Genomic DNA, 21,048 nt, shown 5'->3' with positions numbered 1-21,048 from the left:
GGCGCCCGCATGTGGTTCGAGAGCTTCGTCCTCGGCGGAGCGCCGGCGGACCCTGTGGCGCACCTCCGGGCGGTGAAGGTTCGGGTGGCGACGGCGAACCGGCCGACACCGGGGACGGAGTGGGTGCCGACCGGTTCCCACCACCGGATTGCCTGACAAGAAGGTTGCCCCGACCCTGGTGCGGGCCGGGGCAACCGTCGTGAGGGAGTTAGCCGGTGATGAGGGTGAGGTTGTTGTCGGAGAGGATCTCGTTGACCGGCTGGAAGTAGGTGGTGCCTCCGGTGGTGCAGTTACCGGAACCGCCGGAGGTCACACCCTGGGCCTCGGTGCCCGCCACCCAGGAGCCGCCGGAATCCCCGCCCTCGGCGCAGGCCGTGGTGCGGGTCAGGCCGGAAACGGAGCCTTCGGGGTAGTTGACGGTGGAGTTCTTGGACTCGATGGTCCCGCAGTGCCATCCGGTGGTCTGACCGGAGCGGCACACCGACGCGCCGATCCCGGCCTCGTCGGAACCGGTGACGGTGATGTCAGCGTTGTCGTAGCCGTTGACCGTGCCGGTCGGGGTGTGCTCGGAGCCAGTGGACACCCAGGCCTTGTCGCTGCCGGGGAACGTGGACGACTCGACGGTGCCCAGTGTCTGGGACAGGCCGGAGTTGAGGTAGGTGGTCGAGCCGGTCTCGCCGCAGTGGCCGGCCGTTACGTACCCTCCGACCACGCCGAAGCCGACGGAGCAGACGTAGGCCTGTCCGCCCTGGGAGAAGTAGTAGGGGTTGCCGCCGACGACGTCGGCCAGCGTGGTGGGCTGTTCGGCGCTCTCCCGCACGGTGACGGCCTCGGCCTCCACCCCGGCCTCGGCCACCAGCTCCTCGGCGGCCTTTTCCTGGCCTTCGAGAACGGTGATGACGACGGAATCGTCGGCGGCGTCCACGTACCACCCGGTCACGCCGTCCTCGGCGTCGCTGCCGGCGGTGTTGAGGTCGGAGACGACGTTGTCCAGCGCCTGCTCGCCGTAGGTGACGACCTCGGCCCGAGCGCCGGCCTCCTCCACGGTGGGCACGGCCGCCTCGTCGGTCACGGACACGGTGAGGGTGCCGTCGGCGACGTCGAAGACCGCGCCGCCGAAGTCGCTGCCAAGGGTGTCGCGCAGCTCGGCCTCCAGGGTGCGGGCCTTGCCTTCCTTCGCCATGAGATCGGTCGCGTCGGCCGAACTAAGACCCAGGTCGCGCTTGAGGGCCTCGAACTGACCGGGGGAGCTGACCAGGGGGTCGGGGGTGTCCGCTGCGGTGGCATCGGCCCAGGCCACTGGTGCGGCCGACGCTGCGAGGCCCAGTGCCAGGACCGTGCCGCCGAACGCGCGTGCCACGGATGCTCTCTTCATACCCTGCCCTTCGGGTTCGTGTGCCTGTGTGGAGGGGCGCGTTCAGGAACGGGGGCTCAACGCGCCTCTCCCGGCCGGCGACATCTTTACCTAGATGACCGCAGACCGCTGCTTACCGCACATTCGGTAAACAGTTGGCAACCATAAGTCATATCTGACTATTCGCGACAGGGTAGTTACTCAGCGGTAGGGATGGAGGGCACTGCTCGATGGCGCGCTTTCCCGGGTGTCGCGTGGGGGCGATCGGGCGAATTGCGACGTGGCAGAGCTGTCGCCATGGGCCTCTAACGTGCCGAAATCAGGCAAGTGGCAAAAAGCAAGTAATCGATGTGGCCGGATTGGGCCATTTTGCGGAACGTAGTACTACTCTGTGTGATTGCTTGAATCGAATCCGCTGCTGGGTTGTGACCTGCCTTCCGGCAGCAAAAAACCGGTCGGAGCCCGGGGGATCGGGCGCCGACCGGCCGGCATCGGGAGGGGTGTCCTTCCCGTCCCCGGCGGGGACGGGAAGGACACCGTTGATCGGTCCTGGGTTTTTAGGTCAGGAGGCTGAGGCCGTACTGGCTGAGGATGGGGTTGATCGGCTGGAAGAAGGTGGTTCCGCCGATGGTGCAGTTGCCGGAGCCACCGGAGGTGACACCCTGGGCCTGCGTGCCGGAGAGCCAGCTGCCGCCGGAGTCACCGGGCTGGGCGCAGGCGCTGGTGCGGGTCATGTAGTAGACCGGGCCCTGGGCGTAGTTAACGGTCTGGTTCTTGGCCTGGATGGTTCCGCAGCGCCAGCCGGTGGTGGAGCCGGAGCGGCAGACCGACGCGCCGATGGCGGCTTCGGTCGAGCCGGTGACGGTGATGTTGGTGCCGTTGTAGCGGTTCACCCACGGGCGCGGGGTGTGGCTCGGGGTGCGGACCCATCCCATGTCACGATTCGGGAAGATCGAGCCCTGGATCGTGCCGTAGGTGGTGGACTGCCCGGCGCTGCCGCAGTGGCCGGCGGTGACGAAGCCGCCCACGACGCTGAACCCGATGGAGCAGCGGCCGCTGCCGATGTAGTAGGCGTTGCCGCCGATGATGTCGGCGAAGGTCTCGGGAACCTGCGTGGTCTCCTCGATGCGCACCGCCTTCTCGTTCACCGACGCGTCGGCGATCAGTGCCTCGGCGGTGGCCGTCTGGCCTTCCAGGACCGTGACGACCACGGAGTCGTCGGCGCTGTTGACGTACCATCCGGTGACGCTGGGCGCGGCACCGGTGTCGTTGAGGTCCTCGACGATTGCGTCCAGGGTGGACTCGCCGTAGGTCACGACCTCTGCGGTCGCGCCGGCGGCCTCCACGGCAGGGACGGCTGACGCGTCGGTGACCTTGACCGCCAGGTTCAGGGTCTCTGCGTCGAAGACGGCTCCCCCGAAGTCGTCGCCCAGGGTCTCTCGCAGTTCTGCTTCAAGCGTGCTGGCTTCGGCCTCGGCGAGTTGAAGCTCGGCGATCTCGGCCTTGCTCAGCCCGAGGTCGCGCTCCAGGGCACTGGACTGGGTTGCTGCGGCCGTAGTGGCCGTGCCGGAAGACGTCGTCTCGGCGGGAGCCGCCACGGCGTAGGGTGCCGCTGCGACCACCAGGCCGAAAGCGAGCGCAGTGCCGGTGAAGGCACGGAAGACGGGGGATTTCTGCATTGACCCTGCCCTTTCTGGGTGAGTGAACCAGGGCGGGACCGCGCGCTAACGAGCGGGGACTCAGCGCGTTCCCAGAGGCGGCGGCCACCCTTGTGAGAATTGGTCGCCGGCTCGCGTTTACCGGAGTTCAGTAAACGATTTGAAACGATAAGTCATCGGCCACAGTTCGCAATAGGGCGATTACGGAGTGATAAACCGTCGTCCCTGAATTTGATCTTGAAATGCGTCGAGTCTGGGTGTCGGCCGTTTGTTGCGATCGGGATAAACCGCAAAGTGGCGGCCCTGTCGAACCCCCTCTTGTCCGGCGCGGAACATGCTCACGATGGGAAAACAATGTTTTCCGGTGGCCGGATCAGGCCATGTTCGTGGGGAATTTAACTACGTTGCGTGTTCACTTGGCTGGGTCCGGTAGTCAACCTGGTTTCGAATAGCGAACGGGCGGCCTCCCCAGGAGGCCGCCCGTTCGTCTTCGGTAATCGTCGCTATTCGGCGTCGAGGTCAAGGGATTCGCGTAGGAAACGCACCTGAAGCAGGAGCAAATTCTCCGAAACTACTTCATCGGTTGGCATATGTGTGGCTCCTGACAAAGGCAGCACGGTGTGGGGTCGGCCAGCTGCCAGTAGGGCGGAGGAAAGCCGCTGTGAATGCGCGAAGACGACGTTGTCGTCGGCGAGTCCGTGGACCAACATCAGCGGCCGCCGGAGCCCGGAGGCGTCGCCCAGCAGTGAAGCCCGTTCGTAGGCCAACGGGTCGCTGTCGGGGAATCCCAGGTACCGCTCCGTGTAGTGGGTGTCGTACAGGCGCCAGTCGGTGACCGGCGCCCCCGCGATCGCGGCGTGGAACACGTCGGGCCGGCGCAGGACCGCCAGCGCCGCCAGGTATCCGCCGAACGACCAGCCGCGAATCGCGACCCGGTCCAGGTCCAGCTCGACCCCGAACTCCTCGGAGGCGCCGCGCAGCGCCTCCGCCTGATCGGCGAGGACCACCTCCGACACGTCCTTGTGGATGGCGTGCTCCCACTCCAGGCCGACACCCGGAGTGCCTCTCCCGTCGGCGATGAGTACGGCGAATCCCTGGTCGGCGAACCACTGCGAGGTCAGGTAGGCGCCCTGGGCACCGAGCACCCGCTGGGCGTGCGGGCCTCCGTAGGGGTCCATCAGCACGGGAAGAGGCTCCGATCCGACCTCGTACCAGCACGGAAGCACCAGTGCTGCGGGGATTCGGCGTTCACCCACCGAGGCGATTCGTACGTTCACCCCGGGAAGGTCCGGGCGCTCCGCGAAACTTGCGATCTCCGCCACCCGCTGTCGGGTCTCGGTGCTCGCCTCCCGGACCACAGCCGTGCGCACTCCCGGAGCGGACAGGTCACGCCGCTGCACCACCAGTGTGTCGCCCCTCAGACGTCCACTGTGGACTCCCGGGCCCTGCGCCCCAGGGAACTCCACCTCGGTGCACGATCCCTGCTTCAGATCGTGCAGCCACAACCCCACGTGGTGGGGTACACCCGGCTCCGAAGCCGAATAGAGCACCCGCTCACCGTTGACGTCGGCCAGCGCCCGCACGTACTGCCCAGGCATGCTGATCGGCTCCTCCCCGGCGTAGAGCACGCGTTCGGTCGCCCCGGAGCGGACCCCGAGCCACAGCAGCCGACCGCTTCCGGTGAACGCCGGAATCCCCGGCATGTTCTCCACCCACGTCTTCGAACGCTCGGTCAGCAATTCGAAGGACAGCCCGGTGACCGGGTCGGCACTGAACACCGTCAGCACGTCCTGGGCGCGGCTCTGCGCGCTGAACACCGCAGTGGGGTTGCCTTCGGGGCCGGTGGTCCATCCGGCGGACACCAGGTAGGGAAGCGCCTCGCGGTCCCAGTCCAGCCAGGCGGGGCGCGGCGGCGCGCTCGCCTCGGAGCCCGATACCGCCAGCACGGCGAGGCGCACCTCGGCGTTGTCGGTGCCCGCGGCGGGATAGGCCATCACCTGCGGTGCCGCCTCGGGGTTTCCGGGGTCGGAGATGTGCCACCGCCGCACCGCTGAGTCGTTGACCCGGGCGGCCAACAAGGAAGCACCGTCGGGGGACCACCACATACCGCGGTAGCGGCTCATCTCCTCGGCGGCCAGGAACTCGGCCAGCCCCCAGGTGACGTCGGGGCCGTCGGGCTCGGCGATCACCCGGTCGGATCCGTCACCGATTCCGATCACGTGGATCGCCCCACCGCTGACGTAGGCCACCGACTCGCCCTTGGGATCGAGAACCGGGTCGATGACCGGCCCCACCGCGGGGAGCTCCAGTGGCGTGGCGTTGTCGCCGACCAGTTCCACGTAGTAGAGCCGACCCGAGAGCGTGAAAGCGGCCCGGGTGAAGGAGGCGTTGACACTGTAGGAGACGATCCCGCCGCCGGACTCGCGTAGCCGCTCCCGGCGGGCACGCTCCTCGGGCGGCAGGTCCTCATCGGCCGACCCGATCGCGCGCGGGTCGGCCACGACCCACTCGTCTCCGCTCACGCACTCCAGTACCCACAGACAGGCGGCCGGATCGGTCCCGTGTCGGCCGCGCAAAAACGCGACACGTCGTCCGTCCGGGGAGATCGAGAACGATCGTGGAACGCCGAGCATGAATCGCCTGGTGCGGGCGTATTGACGTGCAAAAGTCATGCGTTGATTGTGGCAGCCCGAGCGGCTTTCGGGAGGGCGGCACCCGGCACCGGCGAGGCGCAGAGGGTCCATCGGCGCGCCTTCGATTCCGCCAGGTATCGTCCCCGAGTATGAGAGAGCGTCACTTGCTGCTGGTTCACGCCCATCCCGATGACGAGTCCATCGTGACGGGGGCGACAATGGCCGCTTATGCGGCCCAGGGCGTCGAGGTGACTCTGGTGACCTGCACCCTCGGTGAGGAGGGGGAGGTCATCCCGGCCGACCTCGCCCACCTGGCCGCAGACCGCGAGGGCGACCTCGGCGAGTATCGGGCCGGGGAGCTTGCCAAGGCGTGCGTCGCGCTGGGCGTGCGCGACCACCGCTTCCTCGGCGGGCGCGGCCACTACCGCGACTCCGGGATGATGGGCGCGGACACCAATGATCATCCGGCTTCTTTCTGGCGTGCTGACGTGGAGGAAGCCGCGCACCGGCTCGCCGCGATCATCCGCGAGGTGCGTCCGGATGTCGTCGTCAGCTACGACGAAAACGGCGGTTACGGCCATCCCGACCACATCCAGGCGCACCGTGTCACCAAGCGCGCCTTCAGCAAGGCGGCGGAACGCACGCTGCCGGGCCCGCCGTGGCAGACCCGCAAGCTCTATGCGATCGCCCATCCCCGCTCGGTACTGGAGAAGTCCGTTGCACGGTTGCAGGGAGAACCGGGATCGTTCACGCCGCCGTCCTCCATCGAGGACATCGCCCCCGGTACCTCCGACGAGCTGGTCACCACCAGGGTCAACGGCTCCCGGTACTGGGCGGCCAAGGCGCTGGCGATGCGTGCGCACAGCACCCAGATCACCGTTGAAGGCGAGCGGTTCGCGCTGTCCAACGACATCGCCCAGGAGATCAGCGCGACCGAGTACTTCACGCTCCTGCGCGGTCCGGCGCCCCGCCGCGTCACCGACGGATACGAGACGGACCTGTTCGCCTGATCAGTGCACGACTCGCCGCTCCCGCAGCCGGGGGCTGGCGCTACGCTGCTGAACGTGAGCACTTCCTCGTCGCACACCCCGCAGAGCGGTTACGCCCACAAGGACGTATCCGCACTGGAGAACACCCTGAACACCGCCTTGGGTGTGCTGTGCCCGGTCTTCCTCGCGGCGCTCGGTCTGGTCGGCGGAATCGTGACGGGGTTCTCGGTCAGTTGGCTGTCCTGGCTCTGGCTCACTGGTGCGGCGGGCCAGGCGCTGGCCGCTCTCACCGTGGTACTTCTCCTCGTCGCGGTGTTTTTGGCCTGCCGGGTCGCGGGCTGGGCGGTCGGATCCGTGGTCGGTGGTGCGTCCTTGGCCCTTGGCTGGGTGCTCGCCAGCCTCGCCCTGATCGCGCCGTCGGGCTCGGGTGACGTCCTGATGACGTCCACCCCGGTCAACTACGTGTTCCTCTACGGTGGGGTCCTCGCTGCGGTGCTGGGCACGCTGATGAACACTCAGCCCCAGATGAAGAAGAGCGTGGCACCGCCGAGGACGTAGTTCCCGGAGAGCCCGGTCACCACCTCGAAGACCGCCCCCATCAGCTCCAGAATCCCTGCTCGCAGCGGGGGCAGCGACAGCACCGCGAAGATCGCCACCGAGCCGAAGATGCCCAGGGCCCTGGCGTTGTCCCTGACCCACGTTCCGGGGATGTGGGGAGCGATCGCCGCGAAGACGTCGGTTCCCGGCACCGGTAGCAGGTTCAGCACCAGCGCGGTGATGTTGAGGAAGCACAGGAACACCAGGGCGTCGAGCACCCAGTTGTTGGTGATGGCTCCACCGGGGACCAGCGTTTTGAGTACCACCGTCAGCACCAGTACCAACACCGCGTTGGCTGCCGGACCGCTCAGCGCGATCACCGTCCTCTTGGCGCGGCCGGGAACCGCGTCGGGGTCGAGGTAGACCGGTGGGCCGGTCATTCCCACCCGCGCCAGGAACAGGAAGACCAGGGGCAGGATCAGGCCGGCGAACAATTCCTTGAACTTCAGCGGGTTGAGCCGGAGGTAGGCGCTGGAGCGCAGTGACCGGTCGCCGAGCAGGTAGGCGGCCAGTCCGTGCGCGAACTCGTGCAGTGCCAGGCAGATCACCCAGCCGATCAGGATCAGTGCGAAAGCCGCGTAGCTGGTCTGGCCGTCCAGGTACTCCCCCTCCAACCGTGTCCAGGACAGCCATCCGGCGGCTGCGGCCAGCAACAGCAGGGAAGCGAAGACCGGACTCGGGACGAAGTCGAACCGGGACGGAGGCGAGAGGGAGACCGTCCCGGCTCGCGCGGGCTGGCCCGCGGGGCCCTGCTCGTCGGGCTCCCGCGGCTGGTCCGGTTCCGGCGTGGACATGGTGCTCCCGCTGTTGGCGATCCTGGTGGGCTGTTGCCGCGGACGTGGAGGCAACCGCGGTACCAGCCAGGTTATGGGGTGCCGACACGACACCCGATCGGGGGAGCGGTCTAGAGCGAAGCCCGTGGAGTCGTCGCGGACAGGTGGATGGCGGTCAGTGCGAACGCCCGTCCGACCTTGGTGAGCCGTTTGGAGCGCCCCTCGCCCAGAAGGTCACGGCCCACGATGCATCCAAGCGTCTCCAGTAGCCAGGTCACGGTGATCAGTACCGAGCGCACCTGCTGGGTCTCCGGGCTGTCGCCGGTGTTGTCGTGCTCCCACCCGGCCTTGGCCAGCACCAGGCGGGCCTCTTCAGCGATGTCCACGTTCTCGTCACGACTGGGACTGCCGGCCGAACGCGGCGAACGCAGCAGGAGCAGGCCCAGCAGCGTCTCCGTGGCGGCCTGTTCGAAACCGTCGGTGACGAGAACGCTCTCGGTCACCGCCCGCCACAGTTCGTCGGTGTTGTCGTGCAACTGCCGCCCACGCCGGGTCAGGATCAGCCGTCGGCCCGAGCGGCGTACCGCGCGCATGTTGCGCAGCAGTTTGTGAAGGGCGATCAACTGCATGGCGTCGGTCTCGCTGCGCGGGGGCGCGGGAGTGGTGGTCCAGTCGAACTCGGTACACAGTTCCCGCACGACGGTCGGTGAGATGTAACCGATCTGGGTCAGTCCGATGCCCTCGTCGGCGTAGTCCAGCAGACGCTGTACCGGTGCCAGTGCCTTGGGCGCGTCGTGTGGGATCTCCGCGCCCGAAGCGATCTGCCCGCCCAGTGGGAGCAGGTGTTTGCGGTGCGGATGAAAGGGCGACGAGAGCCATTCCTGGACGCGTTCACGGCGGATCTTGTCGAGCCTGCTGCGTCCCTGGGCGTCGGGCTGGATGAGGAACGCGCGTGCCCGCTCCTCCTGCGCCGTGCGCCAACCGCGCGCTCCCGGGCGCACGTCGCCCGCCGCTATCGCCAGTTCCAGGGCGGCCGAAGTGGCGTGCTGGGCCTCGATCTCGGCGCTGCCGAGGGCCGTTCCCCAGGTCAGTTCGGACAGATCCGGGGGCAGGATCCCGGAGGAGCGCATGTGCTTCTCGTACGCCGCTACCCCGTTCTCGTGCGACACCGAGTAGGCGTTCAGGATCTCGTGGGTGCGGTCGCAGGCGCAGATCTCGGCGTAGCGGGGAAGGTCCAGGAGATGGAACAGGGAGCCCAGCGAGTCGGTGATGAAACGCCATTCGGCAGGGTCGGAGGCGAACCGGGCCGGTAGCACGTGCCAGCAGAACTCCTGCACAGCCCGCTGGCTGAGGCCCTCCAAGCCGCGCCCGGCAATCAGAGTGTCAAGGGCGCTCTCGGCGGTCGTGGCCGCGGCAGGGTCGATACGCGCGAGTTGGGCGAGAGCGGACGCGACGGTCTCCTGCATGGCGTGACTTCGCCACCTCCTGTCGAACCGCGATCGCTTGAGGCGCCACGGATCTGGTCTCGTTGAACGCCCTGGCCTGAAGTACTTCCCCGGTGGAGCGACTATGAACCCGGCGCGGCCCTGCGCCGCGGCGGTGGCTGTTGGGGCACGATCCGGCTCGCGACCACGTCGGCCTCGTCAACCCGTGCCGCGGAACCGTCGCGCCGCCGCACGCCGATCACGCCGGCGTCCCACCACTCCAGTACCCCGACGATATCCCGGAACCGTCCGTCAGGGAGCTTGATGCGCAGAGTAGCGCGCCGACCGAGGTCTGCGGACGACACCGAATGTTCCAAACGTCCGCCGTAGGCCACCCCGACACACCCCCGATTGCGTTTCACGGTCCCGACAACGCAATACTAGGTACAGCGAAACGTATGTCACCTGGACGCTCGAACCCACCACCGCGACGATGCTGATCCTTAACCGCGCGCAACCGTCGTCTGATGGCGGGGTCAGGGCACCGTTTCCGGCTCGGGTGCCGACTCGGTCAGACTGGTGGCATAGCGGAACCACATACGCGGTCAACGTGGCGAAGACCGAAGAGGAGTACGACGTGACCTACGTCATCGCGCAGCCGTGCGTCGATGTGCTCGACAAGGCATGCATCGAGGAGTGCCCCGTCAACTGCATCTACGAGGGCGAGCGCATGCTCTACATCCACCCGGACGAGTGCGTCAACTGCGGCGCCTGCGAGCCGGTGTGCCCCGTAGAGGCCATCTACTACGAGGACGACCTGCCCGGCGAATGGTCCGGCTACTACAAGGCGAACGTCAACTTCTTCGACGACCTCGGCTCGCCCGGTGGCGCCTCCAAACTCGGCAAGGTCGAGAAGGACCACCCGCTGATCGCGGCGCTACCGCCGCAGGGCGAGGGATAGCAAGGACGTCCGGTCGCGTCAGCGCGGCCGGTGTCCCAGCCCGCACCATCCCGCCGCGCCGCCCCACCGGGCGGCGCGGCGGCTTTCACCACGCCCGAGTAAACCGCGACGAGGGGATGCGATCACCGATGGCCCAGCGACGTCCTGTGGTCAACCGCCTGCCGATTTTCCCGTGGGATCGGCTGCTCCCGTACAAGGAGACCGCGGCGCGTCACTTTGACGGCATCGTCAACCTGTCCGTGGGGACCCCGGTCAACCCGGTGCCCGAGTCCCTGCGTGCTGCCCTGGCCGCGGCCGCCGATTCGCCGGGTTACCCGACCACTCATGGCAAAGCCGCTCTGCGTGCGTCGGCCGCCGGCTGGCTGGCCCGTCAACACGGTGTGACCGTCGATCCCTCCGCGATTCTGCCGACCGTCGGTTCCAAGGAACTCGTTGCCTGGCTGCCGACGTTGCTGGGCCTGGGCGCCGAGCACACGGTCGTGCATCCGGAGCTCGCCTATCCGACCTATGACGTCGGAAGCCGGATCGCCGGAGCACGGCCGGTAGCCTCCGACGGATTCACCCGTCTGGGGCCCGAGACCCCGGGCCTGGTCTGGATCAACTCCCCGGCCAACCCCACCGGTCGGATCCTCGGCCGCGACCACCTGCGCAAAGTCGTGTCCTGGGCGCGCGAGCGCGGTGTGGTCGTGGCTTCGGACGAGTGCTATCTGGACCTGGGCTGGGACGGCGCCACCCCGCTGTCGATCCTGCACCCCGACATTTGCGGCGGTTCGCACGAGGGACTGCTGGCCGTCCACTCGCTCTCCAAGCGTTCCAACCTCGCCGGGTACCGTGCGGCGTTCGTGACCGGGGACCCGGCCCTGGTCGCGGAGTTGCTGGCGGTACGCAAGCACGCGGGAATGATCGTGCCCGCTCCTGTGCAGGCGGCCATGACAGCCGCGCTGGACGATGACGCCCACGCGGCCGTGCAGAAGGAGCGCTACGGAGCGCGTCGCGCGCTGCTGCGCGGGGCGCTGGAGCGCGCCGGCTGGGTCATCACGCACTCGGAGGCCGGACTCTACCTGTGGGCCGCCCATCCCGAACACGATGGCTGGGGGGCGGTGCGGCTCCTCGCCGAACAGGGGATCCTGGTGGCCCCCGGAGAGTTCTACGGCGCAGCCGGTTCCGGGCACGTCAGGGTGGCGTTCACCGCGACCGACGAACGTGTAGCAGCAGCGGTCAAGCGTCTCGACGGTTTGGCCTGACGCCTGCCGGGGCCGCCCGCGGGCGGCCCCGGCAGGATCCGATCCGATCAGCCCAGGACGACCTCGTTCTCGGGTGTGGGGTCGGCGGACTCCCCCCACCCCTGGGCCCCGGAGGCCATCGTCCAGCGCCGGTCGGCGTAACTCACCGAGTTCAGCCCATAGGTATGGGCGTGGGCCACCGCCCATTGGGCCATCGCCCAGCCCATCTCGCCGGTCTGGCGGTCCTTCGCCTTGTCGAGCTGGTCGGGTCGGATGCCAAACACCCGCTCCATCTCCGTGGCAGCCCCTTCCACGTCGGTGACGACCGCGTTGTCGGTGTCGAACCAGCAGTGCACGGCCGGCCCCTCGGCGCCGGTGAAGGCGTTGGTCATCGCCTGCGACCGCGGTTCGTGCTGGTCGTAGGCGAAACCGTCGGCGCTGCGCTGCACGGCCTGTGCGGCCTCGTGCACCGGCATGTCGGTGTACCCGTCGATCGTGACCAGTTCGTCGTAGAACGCCGCACTGGAGTAGACGGGGTCGGTGATCTGTTCAGGAGTGCCCCAGGCCATGGAGGGCCGCTGCTGGAACAGGCCCTGCGAGTCCCGGTCCCCGTGCCGGATGTTGTAGAACTTCGACTCCTGCCACACGGTCGCGTAGGCGATGACGACGGCTTGCGGAGGAAGCGTTCTGGAGAAGGCCACTCCCGCTACCGTCGATGCGTTGGCAGCCTGTTCGACCTCCAGGTTGTTGGTGTCCTCCTCGGTCGTCGCGACACAGCCCTCCGACGGCGGCGGGGGAGAGATATCGATGGGTTGGACCGACCGCATCACGTAGAACCCGACGGCGACGAGAACGCCGCAGGACAGGGTCAGCGCGATGAGGATCTTGAAGAACGCGGAAATTCTTCGACGCTTCTTGGGCACGGGCAGACCATATAGATATTGGGGGAAATCGCGCTATGGCGCGATAAACCGCCTCGTCTGACAGGGTGGACCGGACGGTGCGACCCGAAAGGGCGAACACCGGACGGGACAGCGGGAGAACGAGGTGGGGGACGCCCTCCCCATGCATAGTAAAGGGTTGTCGCACGGACCTCTCGGGTACGCGATGGAGACCGACCATGCAAGCAGCCCCGCGCCGTGCGTCCCAAGGGCGGGCAGACCGTCCCGCACAGGGGATTGCGTTTCGGTCGCCCCCCGTCGGGACCGGTAGGCTCCACAGCCATGACCACCTCGTTCACCAGTCCGCTTCCTGCCACCATCGACCAACTCTGGGAGCGCCGCGCCGAGCTGACCCCCGATGACACCGAAGCCCGCGACGCCATTGTCGGCGCCGTCGACGAACTCGACGCCGGAAAGGCCCGCGTCGCGTTCGTGGACCCCGCCACCGACGAGGTCGTCGTGGACGAACGCGCCAAGCGCTCCATCCTGCTCAGCTTCAAGGTCCTGGGGATGGAGGAGTCCAAGGTGGGGGACTTCTACCACCACGACCGGATCCCCCTCAAGACCCGGTTCGACGGCGTGCGTGTCGTGCCCGGCGCGATCGCCCGCTGGGGTGCCTATCTCGCGCCCGGTGTGGTCCTGATGCCTTCCTTCACCAATTTCGGCGCCTACGTGGGCTCGGGCACGATGGTTGACACCTGGGCCACTGTGGGTTCCTGCGCGCAGGTCGGTGAGAACGTGCACCTGTCGGGCGGGGTCGGCATCGGCGGTGTCCTGGAGCCCCCGCAGGCCGCACCGGTCATCGTCGAGGACGACGCCTTCCTCGGTTCGCGCAGCATGGTGGTCGAAGGGGCCCGGGTGCGCCGAGGCGCCAAGCTCGGCGCGGGAACCCTCCTGACCTCCTCCACCCGGGTCTTCGACGCCCAGACCGGTGAAGAGCTCAAGCGCGGGGAGGCGCCCGCGTGGTCGGTGTGCGTCACCGCCAACCGGGTCAAGAGCTTCCCCGGTGGTGACTTCGGCATGCCGTGCCTGCTCGTGCTCAAGCGGTTGGAAGAAGGCCAGGAGCACGACAAGCTCGCCCTGAACGAGCTGCTGCGCGAGCACGGCGTCAACGCCTGACCAATGGCCGCCCGCATGCAATCGCGGGCGGGGCAAGTCCGGGCGGACGCCACCGTGCCCGGCTTGCCGGTCGTTTCCCGCTGTGCCGCCCGGACCCGGGCGGCACAGCGCCCTGTCCGATCATCCGGATCACCACGAAAGCGCCTTCTCCATGTTGGACCTCAGTTCCGATGTCCGTGATCTCACCGCAGCCATCGTCGATATCGAGTCGGTCAGCGGGGACGAACGGACGCTCGCCGACGCCGTCGAGGCGGCACTGCGCGGCTGCTCGCACCTCACCGTCGAGCGCGACGGGGATTCGGTCGTGGCGCGCACCGACCTCGGCCGTTCCCGGCGCGTCGTCATCGCCGGACACCTGGACACCGTCCCCGTCGCCGGGAACCTCCCCTCGCGGATCGAACAGGGACGGTTGTACGGCTGTGGGACCTCCGACATGAAGAGCGGTGTCGCTGTCCAGCTCAAGCTCGCCGCCACTGTCACCGAGCCGGTGCACGACGTCACGTATGTCTTCTACGACTGCGAGGAGATCGACGCCGAGCGCAACGGTCTTCGGCGCCTGGCCGCACACAACCCCCAGTGGTTGACCGGCGACTTCGCGGTGCTAATGGAGCCCACGGGCGGCCAGATCGAGGGTGGCTGCCAAGGCACCATGCGCGTTGAGGTGACCGTCCGCGGCGAACGTGCGCACAGTGCACGCTCGTGGATGGGACGCAACGCCATCCACGATGCCGGTCGGGTCCTCGACGTCCTCCGCTCCTATGAGCCCCGCCGCCCCGTGGTCGAAGGACTTGAGTACCACGAAGGGCTCAACGCCGTGTTCGTGCGTGGAGGGGTCGCCGGCAACGTCATCCCCGACGAGTGCGTGGTCACCGTCAACTACCGGTTCGCCCCCGACCGTTCGGTCGCCGCAGCGGAGGCCCACCTCCGAGAGGTCTTTGCGGGCTTCGAGGTCCAGGTCACCGATGCCGCCGCCCCGGCACGCCCCGGCCTCGACCATCCGGCGGCCGAGGCGTTCGTACGCGCGGTCGGCGAAGGACACGCGCGCGCCAAACTCGGTTGGACCGATGTGGCACGGATGTCGGAGCTGGGGGTGCCCGCCGTCAACTACGGCCCGGGGGACCCCACCCTGGCCCACACCAAGGACGAGTACGTCACCCTGACGGAGATCGTGCGTGCTGAGCAGCGGATGACCGTATGGCTGACCGGCAACGGGTAGCATCCCCATCCCGACAACTAACGGTCCCCGCCACGTTCGCAGCCCTTCAACGGTTGGGCATGATGACTGGGTAGCGTTGCGCTATGACGCGATCTGAATCTGACGTGCGACGGGCGGGCCCCCTGACCTATCGAGGTAAGGCCATTCCCGACACCACCACTGACCAGCGCCTGCTCGACCGCCGTGGCCCTGCCGACTGGGTGCACACCGACCCCTGGCGGGTCCTTCGCATCCAGTCGGAATTCGTCGAGGGCTTCGGCCTTCTCGCCGACACGGGTAAGGCGGTCTGTGTTTTCGGCTCGGCCAGGATCAAGCCGGAGAGTCCCTACTACGCGCTAGGCGAGACGATCGGTTCCAAGATCGTCAAGGAGGGCTACAGCGTCATCACCGGCGGTGGCCCCGGAATGATGGAAGCCGCGAACAAGGGTGCCCAGGAGGGCGGCGGCACGTCGATCGGACTGGGGATCGAGCTGCCCTTCGAGCAGTCGCTCAACCCCCATGTTGACGTCGGCGTGACCTTCCGGTACTTCTTCGTCCGCAAGACGATGTTCTTGAAGTACTCGCAGGCGTTCGTGGTGCTCCCAGGTGGCTTCGGCACCCTGGACGAACTGTTCGAGGCCATCACCCTGGTGCAGACCGGCAAGGTGACCCGGTTCCCGGTGATCCTGGTCGGTACCCGGTTCTGGGGCGGCCTGGTGGACTGGATCCGCGACACCCTGCTCTCCGAGGGCGTCATCTCACCGGACGACCCCGACCTCATCCATCTCACCGACGACCCCGACGAGGTCGTGGACATCATCCGCACCGCACACGCCGAGATCATCGGACACCGCACCGCGACCGAGCAGGCGTCGGTGGACGAGGGAGCCGAGGCCGTACAGCAGGCAGCGGACGCCGGCTGAACCGACTGCCCCGCGGCTGCGGGACAGGGGGAGTCAGGCCAGCCCTCTGCGCGCTGCCGCAGGGGGCCGGGCACCCTGGACGGACGCGACCAGGTCCAGGGCCTGGCGCACCTCAAGCGGATGCCCCGTGGCGAAGAACCGCACTCCGAGCCACGCGTAAACCGAGACCAGGGCCAGGGTCTGGGCAAGGTCCTCTGGCGCGTCGGGTCCGGGGCGGCAGCGCACCAGTACCGGGCGGGAGCCTGCGGTAAGGGTACGAACCAGGTCCACCGTCGGCCGGTACCCCGCATCGCAGGCGTCCGTTGCGCCTACGTCGGGCGGAAACACGCTGAAAACCTCGTCGGTCGGCACGTGATCGAGTCTCCCACGCCACCTCGCCGGGCAGCGGACAGCCTGAGGGACCGGAATCGGTATGGCACGATCGAATGCGTGATTCCCATCCTGATCCTGACCGCGCTCGCAGCCCTCGCCGTTCTCGCCGCCGTGGCCGTCGTGGTCATGGGGCACGGTGGCCAGTTGGCACGTTTCGAGGCCGACCACCCCCCGCTCGAACTGCCGCTGGACCGTCCTGTGGCCGGCGAGGACGTCGCCAGAGTCCGCCTGCCGCTCGCCCTGTGGGGCTATCACGTGCGTGCCGTTCACGAGGTGCTCGACCGGGTGGCCTCCGCACTCAGTACCCGGGACGCCCGCATTGCCGAGTTGGAGTCCCGCTTGGGAGAGCAGAGCACCGTCGCGCAGCGTGTCTGGTACCCACGGCCCCCCGAGGAGGTCGAGGCCGGTGCCGTGGGGCAGGAGATCACGGAGCGGGCCGGGGGAGAGGTCCCTGCTCTGGCCAGCCGCACCGAGCAGGGCTCCGTCGAGGAAGGTCGTGAGGCATGAGCGACCCCCAGAAGGAGATCCGCGTCCAGGTCGTCCATGAGTGTCCTGCTCCGGCCGAGCGCGTCTGGGCGACCCTGGTCAACTGGGAACAACACGACCGCTGGATGACGTTGACCCGTGCCCACGGCGGAGCAGGCACGGGTGCGCGCGTACTCGCCTTCACCGGTGTCGGCCCCGTCGGCTTCCACGACCCGATGGAGATCACCGGTTGGCAGCCGCCGGCCGACGGCGAACCCGGGTACTGCGAAGTCGCGCACCACGGCCGTATCGTCCGCGGTCGCGGACGCTTCGACATCGTCCCGCTGACCGATGGAAGGTCGAAGATCACCTGGACGGAGTGGGTGCTCCCGCCGTTGGGGGGACTGGGCCGGGCGGGGTGGCCGCTGGCCGAGCCGGCTCTCACCTTTTTCTTCGCCCGCTCCCTGCGCGCGCTCGGCGAGCGCGCGCGCGGCTAGTGCGGCGGTCGCGAAGCGCGTGCGGTGCGGGACCGGAGTGGCGCAAGGGCCGGCCTCGGTTTCAGGGCGTTCGGGATTGCCTGCCCGAACGGTCCCATTCGCCTGGCGATGCACGAAGGCACGGCTTCCGTTTTGTGGGCAAAGGTGCTGTCGAGGCGGCGTTTTCAATGAAAGAAGCGGCTTCCAGTCGTTTCAACGACTGCCGGCCCGCCGAAGTCGCCGACTATTCGGCCTTTTGATTGCGCCTCGATCTCGTTTTGCTGTGTCGTTCGTCACGTAGCAGGTATTCATGGGCAGGGTTCGGGTGGCTTATTCTCATTCGCTGTACCCGCGAACGAGCCCATGCGCTCGCTCGCATTGGAGGAAGCGATGATCTACGCGCACCATCTCGCCCCGCGCCTGCCCATAAGCGAGGGCCCGCGGTGAACGAGGTTCCCACCCGCCCAGCCCCTAACCGGGAGCCGGGTTCTGCATCGCCGGTCACGCAGATGTCCCTGTGGCCGCCGCCCAGGTCCACCCGGCACAGCAACCGCCGGCCCAAGATCCTTCTCGGTGCGGCCGCGGGCCTCGTCGTGCTGCTCGCCGCGGCCGGCGTCACCACCTGGGCGCTGCTGCCAGGGGAGGAAGCGGCGGCTCCGCTCCGGGAAGCCATTCCCGATCCCTACACCGGGAGCTGGAGCGGGGAGATGTCCCAGCGTGACGCGGAGGGGGCGCTCGTCATCGACTGGGGGGCCAAGCTCAAGCTCGATGCCGGCACCAACCGGGGAAGCGCCGACTGGTTCACCCTCGGTTGTCGGGGCAGCGTCACCCTTACCGAGAACACGGGGGACTCCCTGGTCTTCGACTATGTCGAGACCTACGATCCCGACAACCGCTGTGTTGACGAAAGTGTCCTGACCCTCACCCTCGGGTCCGCGCCCGACACCCTGGAAGCCCAGTGGGTCGCGGTCTCGCACGGAGGGACCCAGATGACCTCCGAGGGAACCCTCAAGTAGTCGCAGCGCTGTTCACAGCGGGCTAGGGTCCTTCTTGCAGGGAGGCCAACGCGTGGCGTCCGATCCGCTTCCACGTGCGCAGACCCCCGTATCCACGCCGCGATCCGCGCCGGCAGGCCATGCACCGGGAGCCCCAATGACGGTCCAACTGAGCCCCCTGACCGCCACCGATCCCACCCAGGTCGGTGAATACGCTCTGACCGCGAGGCTGGGCAAGGGCGGTCAGGGAGTCGTCTACCTCGGTCGAAGCCATGACGGTGGCCAGGTGGCGGTCAAGATGCTGCATGCCGACGCCCTCGACGTCGCCGGCCTGCGGGCCCAGCTCGCAGAAGAGGTGGAACTGGCACGTCGTGTCGCGCGCTTCTGCACCGCCCAGGTGTTGGCGGCCGACATCGACGCCGATCCGCCCTACGTCGTCAGCGAGTACGTGGACGGCCCTTCCCTGCAGGCGGTGCTCCGAGGGGACGGGCCACTACGCGGTGCTGCCCTGGAGCGGCTCGCCGTCGGCACGATCACTGCGTTGGCAGCCATCCACCAGGCCGGAATCGTGCACCGGGACTTCAAGCCCGGCAATGTTCTGATGGCGCCGGGAGGCCCGCGGGTCATCGATTTCGGTATCGCCCGCGCGCTTGAGGGCACCGCGATCCTCACCAGCCGCATCGCGGGGACTCCCGCCTACATGGCACCCGAGCAGATCACCGGAGGCCCGTTGGGTCCGGCCGTCAACCTGTTCGCCTGGGCCGCAACCCTCGTCTACGCGGCCACCGGGTCAGGGCCTTTCGGGCATGATTCGCTGCGGGCAGTGGTGCATCGGGTCGTCAACGAGGAACCCGACCTCGGCGAGCTGAGCGGCCCCCTGCGCGGCCTCGCACTGCGCTGCCTCGACAAGGACCCGGCCGCCCGGCCGACAGCGGCCCAGGCCCTGTTGAGCGTCCTGGGGGTCGAGGCCGACACGGGGTCGGCGGAGAAAGAGCAGCCGTTGCCGCAGCAGACCCTTGTCGCGGGCGCGATCGCGGCCGCCGACACCGGCGCCCAGGAAAGCGCCACCGCTGAGATCTACCGCTCCTATCCGCCGCTGGCACCGGCTGCCGAGACGCCCCGACCGCGGTCATGGCAGCCTCCCCACCCGCCGCCCCCCACGGGGCCACAGCCGTACCCCAGCCCTTTCGGTTACCACTACCCCACCGGGCCCTATCCGGCCCAGCAGAATCGTCCTTCCGTTTTCCCGTCGCAACAGCCGATGCCCAACTGGGCGCAGCAGATCCCACCGGCCAACCCGGCGCCGTTCGCACGACCGGGGCCGCAGCCGATCTCGTACCCGCCGCAGTACCCCGCCCAAGAGGCACCTCCGGCCACGGGCGGGGTCAACGTCGGCCTGCTCGTCGGCGTGCTCGTGGTCGTGGGTGTTCTCGGACTGGTACTGCTGTGGATCGTGATCGCGTTTCTTCGCAGCGTCAACGTCGTCTGAACCAGCCGGGTCCAGACGACTCGTGGACCTCGGCGCACGGGGGCGCGGTGCGGCCGGCGCTCGTCAGCGGCCCTCGAAGGTGGGTTCCTGCTTCTCCAGGAAAGCCAAGGTCGCGTTGAGGTGGTCGGCGGTGTCGGCGCACTGGTCCTGCAACGCGGCCTCCATCTCCAGTGCCCGCTTCAGGTCCAGCGCCGAGCCGAAGGCGACCTCCGCTTTGATCGCGGAGTAGGCGATCGTGGGCCCCGCAGCCAACCGAACGGCCAACTCGTGGGTTGCCTCCACCAACCGGTCGTGTTCCACGACCCGGTTGACGAGCCCGATCTCCAGCGCCCGCTCGGCCTTCACCGGTTCGGCCAGCAACAGCATCTCCAAGGCGCGGGACTGTCCGATCAGCCGCGGCAGCGTCCACGACGCGCCCGAATCGGAGCCCAGTCCAACTTTGGCGAAGGCCATCATGAAAGACGCCCGATCCGAGGCGATGCGCAGGTCGCAGGCGAGGGCCAACGACGCCCCCGCTCCGGCTGCCGCGCCGTTGACCGAGGCCAGAACAGGTTTGGGCAGCTGGGTGAGTGCCAGCACGATCGGGTTGTAGTGCTTGCGCACGGTGTCGTTGAGACCCTCGTTGTTGCCCAGCGCCGCCGCGTGCTCACCCAGGTCCTGTCCCGCGCAAAACGCCTTGCCGGACCCGGTCAGCACCACTGCACGGGCTGCGGTGTCGGTGCGGGCCTGCTCCAAAGCGCTCAGCAGCGACTCCTTCGCCTCCGTCGTCAGCGAGTTCATCGTCTCGGGGCGGTTCAGTGTGATGGTGGCGACGCCGTCGGTCAGGTCGTAGCGAACACTGTCTGTCTCGGGCACGAAAACCCCTATTCAAGTCGGCCGGAACAAGGTGTGAGCAGCCTCTGGGCGAATCGCTCGTCCACCGGCGAAGGCACTGGTGCGGGCGCGGCCGGGGGCACCCTGAGGCCATGCGGCTATAACCTTAACTGTTCGCATTCTTGGGATCCGGTGTCTCCAAGGGCGTTCGATCGTTCCCAACCGGCTCTCGAAACCGAGATAATGACAGAACAGTGATTCGTTCGCCGAGTCACGCGGATCCGAATCAATCCTCGCTCCGGATTCGCTCCGGCGGTCCGGCGAGCCGGTGGACCGAACCATCGAACGAAGCGAGAGTTTCCCAGGAAAGGGGATACGGCATGGCGGCGATGAAGCCGAGGACCGGAGATGGACCTATGGAGGTCACCAAGGAGGGTCGCGGCATCATCATGCGGGTCCCGCTCGAAGGCGGCGGCCGACTCGTGGTCGAGCTGACGCCGGCTGAGGCTGGCGAGCTCGCCGATGCCCTCAACGGAGTGGTCGGCTGACGCCGGCTCCTCACATTCCGTTCCATTTGCTGTACGGACGCGCCACCGGGTGTTTGAACCTGACCTCGAACACAACTCCCCACACCGTCGAGTCAGCGCA

General features: G+C 68.0%; 21 protein-coding genes. 12 read left to right on the top strand and 9 right to left on the bottom strand.

Annotated elements, in window-relative coordinates; translation table 11 throughout:
• Window positions 1-208 precede the first annotated feature (208 nt).
• The 3 genes from AC0VYP_RS20125 to AC0VYP_RS20115 all read right to left on the bottom strand — a co-directional run bounded on the left by AC0VYP_RS20125 (window position 209) and on the right by AC0VYP_RS20115 (window position 5,684).
• The gene (locus tag AC0VYP_RS20125; RefSeq protein ID WP_285757621.1) at window positions 209-1,375 is read right to left on the bottom strand and encodes a S1 family peptidase; all 1,167 of its coding nucleotides are present in this window, start codon (window positions 1,373-1,375) and stop codon (window positions 209-211) included.
• A 536-nt stretch (window positions 1,376-1,911) separates the two neighbouring features.
• On the bottom strand, window positions 1,912-3,033 hold the full coding sequence (locus AC0VYP_RS20120; RefSeq protein WP_475471234.1) for a S1 family peptidase: 1,122 nt from the start codon (window positions 3,031-3,033) through the stop codon (window positions 1,912-1,914).
• Between the two features lie 482 nt (window positions 3,034-3,515).
• A complete protein-coding gene (locus AC0VYP_RS20115) occupies window positions 3,516-5,684 on the bottom strand; it encodes a S9 family peptidase (RefSeq protein WP_475471233.1) in 2,169 nt (722 codons plus the stop codon).
• 110 nt (window positions 5,685-5,794) lie between these two features.
• Here AC0VYP_RS20115 and mshB point away from each other — a divergent pair, with 110 nt between their 5' ends.
• Both mshB and AC0VYP_RS20105 read left to right on the top strand, forming a co-directional pair.
• Window positions 5,795-6,655 carry an N-acetyl-1-D-myo-inositol-2-amino-2-deoxy-alpha-D-glucopyranoside deacetylase gene (mshB, locus tag AC0VYP_RS20110; protein ID WP_475471231.1) on the top strand — a complete coding sequence of 287 codons (861 nt, stop codon included), beginning with the start codon at window positions 5,795-5,797 and terminating at the stop codon, window positions 6,653-6,655.
• Window positions 6,656-6,709: 54 nt separating this feature from the next.
• Window positions 6,710-7,192 (top strand): hypothetical protein, encoded by a 483-nt coding sequence (locus tag AC0VYP_RS20105; protein ID WP_285757617.1) that lies wholly within the window; start codon window positions 6,710-6,712, stop codon window positions 7,190-7,192.
• Here AC0VYP_RS20105 and AC0VYP_RS20100 read toward each other — a convergent pair.
• The 3 genes from AC0VYP_RS20100 to AC0VYP_RS20090 all read right to left on the bottom strand — a co-directional run bounded on the left by AC0VYP_RS20100 (window position 7,150) and on the right by AC0VYP_RS20090 (window position 9,793).
• Window positions 7,150-8,025 (bottom strand): site-2 protease family protein, encoded by an 876-nt coding sequence (locus AC0VYP_RS20100; RefSeq protein WP_285757616.1) that lies wholly within the window; start codon window positions 8,023-8,025, stop codon window positions 7,150-7,152. The genes AC0VYP_RS20105 and AC0VYP_RS20100 overlap by 43 nt on opposite strands.
• A gap of 110 nt (window positions 8,026-8,135) precedes the next feature.
• Window positions 8,136-9,470, bottom strand: coding sequence for a hypothetical protein (locus tag AC0VYP_RS20095; protein WP_475471228.1), 1,335 nt, complete (start codon window positions 9,468-9,470; stop codon window positions 8,136-8,138).
• A gap of 101 nt (window positions 9,471-9,571) precedes the next feature.
• Window positions 9,572-9,793: a putative acetyltransferase gene (locus AC0VYP_RS20090; RefSeq protein ID WP_285757614.1), complete on the bottom strand. Its 222-nt coding sequence runs from the start codon at window positions 9,791-9,793 to the stop codon at window positions 9,572-9,574.
• A gap of 272 nt (window positions 9,794-10,065) precedes the next feature.
• On the opposite strand from AC0VYP_RS20090, the gene fdxA reads away from it, so the two are divergent.
• Together fdxA and dapC are read left to right on the top strand one after the other, a co-directional pair.
• The gene (fdxA, locus tag AC0VYP_RS20085; RefSeq protein ID WP_475474311.1) at window positions 10,066-10,389 is read left to right on the top strand and encodes a ferredoxin; all 324 of its coding nucleotides are present in this window, start codon (window positions 10,066-10,068) and stop codon (window positions 10,387-10,389) included.
• Window positions 10,390-10,517: 128 nt separating this feature from the next.
• On the top strand, window positions 10,518-11,633 hold the full coding sequence (dapC, locus tag AC0VYP_RS20080; protein ID WP_475471226.1) for a succinyldiaminopimelate transaminase: 1,116 nt from the start codon (window positions 10,518-10,520) through the stop codon (window positions 11,631-11,633).
• 47 nt (window positions 11,634-11,680) lie between these two features.
• Here dapC and AC0VYP_RS20075 read toward each other — a convergent pair whose 3' ends face one another.
• Window positions 11,681-12,535, bottom strand: a complete 855-nt coding sequence (locus AC0VYP_RS20075) for a hypothetical protein (RefSeq protein ID WP_285757612.1) — start codon at window positions 12,533-12,535, stop codon at window positions 11,681-11,683.
• Window positions 12,536-12,835: 300 nt separating this feature from the next.
• Here AC0VYP_RS20075 and AC0VYP_RS20070 point away from each other — a divergent pair, with 300 nt between their 5' ends.
• From AC0VYP_RS20070 to AC0VYP_RS20060, 3 genes are all read left to right on the top strand, one after another.
• Window positions 12,836-13,672, top strand: coding sequence for a 2,3,4,5-tetrahydropyridine-2,6-dicarboxylate N-succinyltransferase (locus tag AC0VYP_RS20070; protein ID WP_285757611.1), 837 nt, complete (start codon window positions 12,836-12,838; stop codon window positions 13,670-13,672).
• A gap of 151 nt (window positions 13,673-13,823) precedes the next feature.
• Window positions 13,824-14,888, top strand: a complete 1,065-nt coding sequence (dapE, locus tag AC0VYP_RS20065) for a succinyl-diaminopimelate desuccinylase (protein WP_285757610.1) — start codon at window positions 13,824-13,826, stop codon at window positions 14,886-14,888.
• An 83-nt stretch (window positions 14,889-14,971) separates the two neighbouring features.
• On the top strand, window positions 14,972-15,790 hold the full coding sequence (locus AC0VYP_RS20060; RefSeq protein WP_285757609.1) for an LOG family protein: 819 nt from the start codon (window positions 14,972-14,974) through the stop codon (window positions 15,788-15,790).
• A gap of 33 nt (window positions 15,791-15,823) precedes the next feature.
• Here the strand turns inward: AC0VYP_RS20060 and AC0VYP_RS20055 are convergent, their stop codons facing one another.
• Window positions 15,824-16,141 (bottom strand): hypothetical protein, encoded by a 318-nt coding sequence (locus AC0VYP_RS20055; protein WP_285757608.1) that lies wholly within the window; start codon window positions 16,139-16,141, stop codon window positions 15,824-15,826.
• A 78-nt stretch (window positions 16,142-16,219) separates the two neighbouring features.
• Between AC0VYP_RS20055 and AC0VYP_RS20050 the strand changes: the two genes are divergently transcribed.
• The 4 genes from AC0VYP_RS20050 (at window position 16,220) to AC0VYP_RS20035 (ending at window position 19,587) form a co-directional block, all read left to right on the top strand.
• Window positions 16,220-16,669 (top strand): hypothetical protein, encoded by a 450-nt coding sequence (locus AC0VYP_RS20050; protein ID WP_475471224.1) that lies wholly within the window; start codon window positions 16,220-16,222, stop codon window positions 16,667-16,669.
• On the top strand, window positions 16,666-17,124 hold the full coding sequence (locus tag AC0VYP_RS20045; protein ID WP_475471222.1) for an SRPBCC family protein: 459 nt from the start codon (window positions 16,666-16,668) through the stop codon (window positions 17,122-17,124). The genes AC0VYP_RS20050 and AC0VYP_RS20045 overlap by 4 nt, the downstream gene beginning before the upstream one ends.
• A 488-nt stretch (window positions 17,125-17,612) precedes the next feature.
• Window positions 17,613-18,119 (top strand): hypothetical protein, encoded by a 507-nt coding sequence (locus AC0VYP_RS20040; protein WP_285757605.1) that lies wholly within the window; start codon window positions 17,613-17,615, stop codon window positions 18,117-18,119.
• A gap of 136 nt (window positions 18,120-18,255) precedes the next feature.
• Window positions 18,256-19,587, top strand: coding sequence for a serine/threonine-protein kinase (locus AC0VYP_RS20035; protein ID WP_475471221.1), 1,332 nt, complete (start codon window positions 18,256-18,258; stop codon window positions 19,585-19,587).
• A 63-nt stretch (window positions 19,588-19,650) separates the two neighbouring features.
• Here AC0VYP_RS20035 and AC0VYP_RS20030 read toward each other — a convergent pair whose 3' ends face one another.
• Window positions 19,651-20,442 carry an enoyl-CoA hydratase-related protein gene (locus AC0VYP_RS20030; protein ID WP_285757603.1) on the bottom strand — a complete coding sequence of 264 codons (792 nt, stop codon included), beginning with the start codon at window positions 20,440-20,442 and terminating at the stop codon, window positions 19,651-19,653.
• Window positions 20,443-20,780: 338 nt separating this feature from the next.
• Here AC0VYP_RS20030 and AC0VYP_RS20025 point away from each other — a divergent pair, with 338 nt between their 5' ends.
• The gene (locus AC0VYP_RS20025; RefSeq protein WP_285757602.1) at window positions 20,781-20,948 is read left to right on the top strand and encodes a DUF3117 domain-containing protein; all 168 of its coding nucleotides are present in this window, start codon (window positions 20,781-20,783) and stop codon (window positions 20,946-20,948) included.
• Window positions 20,949-21,048 lie beyond the last annotated feature (100 nt).

This window comes from Nocardiopsis sp. iso_186 (assembly GCF_056173365.1).
Note: the sequence above shows the minus strand (reverse complement) of the source record. Positions and strands in the feature narration are given on the sequence as shown.

Bases quoted from the DNA above. Each gene is read 5' to 3' on its own strand.
- mshB (WP_475471231.1), top strand. From the start codon at position 5,795: ATGAGAGAGCGTCACTTGCTGCTGGTTCACGCCCATCCCGATGACGAG.
- dapE (WP_285757610.1), top strand. From the start codon at position 13,824: ATGTTGGACCTCAGTTCCGATGTCCGTGATCTCACCGCAGCCATCGTC.
- AC0VYP_RS20070 (WP_285757611.1), top strand. From the start codon at position 12,836: ATGACCACCTCGTTCACCAGTCCGCTTCCTGCCACCATCGACCAACTC.
- AC0VYP_RS20025 (WP_285757602.1), top strand. From the start codon at position 20,781: ATGGCGGCGATGAAGCCGAGGACCGGAGATGGACCTATGGAGGTCACC.
- AC0VYP_RS20045 (WP_475471222.1), top strand. From the start codon at position 16,666: ATGAGCGACCCCCAGAAGGAGATCCGCGTCCAGGTCGTCCATGAGTGT.
- dapC (WP_475471226.1), top strand. From the start codon at position 10,518: ATGGCCCAGCGACGTCCTGTGGTCAACCGCCTGCCGATTTTCCCGTGG.
- AC0VYP_RS20125 (WP_285757621.1), bottom strand. From the start codon at position 1,375: ATGAAGAGAGCATCCGTGGCACGCGCGTTCGGCGGCACGGTCCTGGCA.
- AC0VYP_RS20060 (WP_285757609.1), top strand. From the start codon at position 14,972: ATGACGCGATCTGAATCTGACGTGCGACGGGCGGGCCCCCTGACCTAT.
- AC0VYP_RS20095 (WP_475471228.1), bottom strand. From the start codon at position 9,470: ATGCAGGAGACCGTCGCGTCCGCTCTCGCCCAACTCGCGCGTATCGAC.
- AC0VYP_RS20120 (WP_475471234.1), bottom strand. From the start codon at position 3,033: ATGCAGAAATCCCCCGTCTTCCGTGCCTTCACCGGCACTGCGCTCGCT.
- AC0VYP_RS20035 (WP_475471221.1), top strand. From the start codon at position 18,256: ATGACGGTCCAACTGAGCCCCCTGACCGCCACCGATCCCACCCAGGTC.
- AC0VYP_RS20115 (WP_475471233.1), bottom strand. From the start codon at position 5,684: ATGACTTTTGCACGTCAATACGCCCGCACCAGGCGATTCATGCTCGGC.
- AC0VYP_RS20100 (WP_285757616.1), bottom strand. From the start codon at position 8,025: ATGTCCACGCCGGAACCGGACCAGCCGCGGGAGCCCGACGAGCAGGGC.
- AC0VYP_RS20040 (WP_285757605.1), top strand. From the start codon at position 17,613: ATGTCCCTGTGGCCGCCGCCCAGGTCCACCCGGCACAGCAACCGCCGG.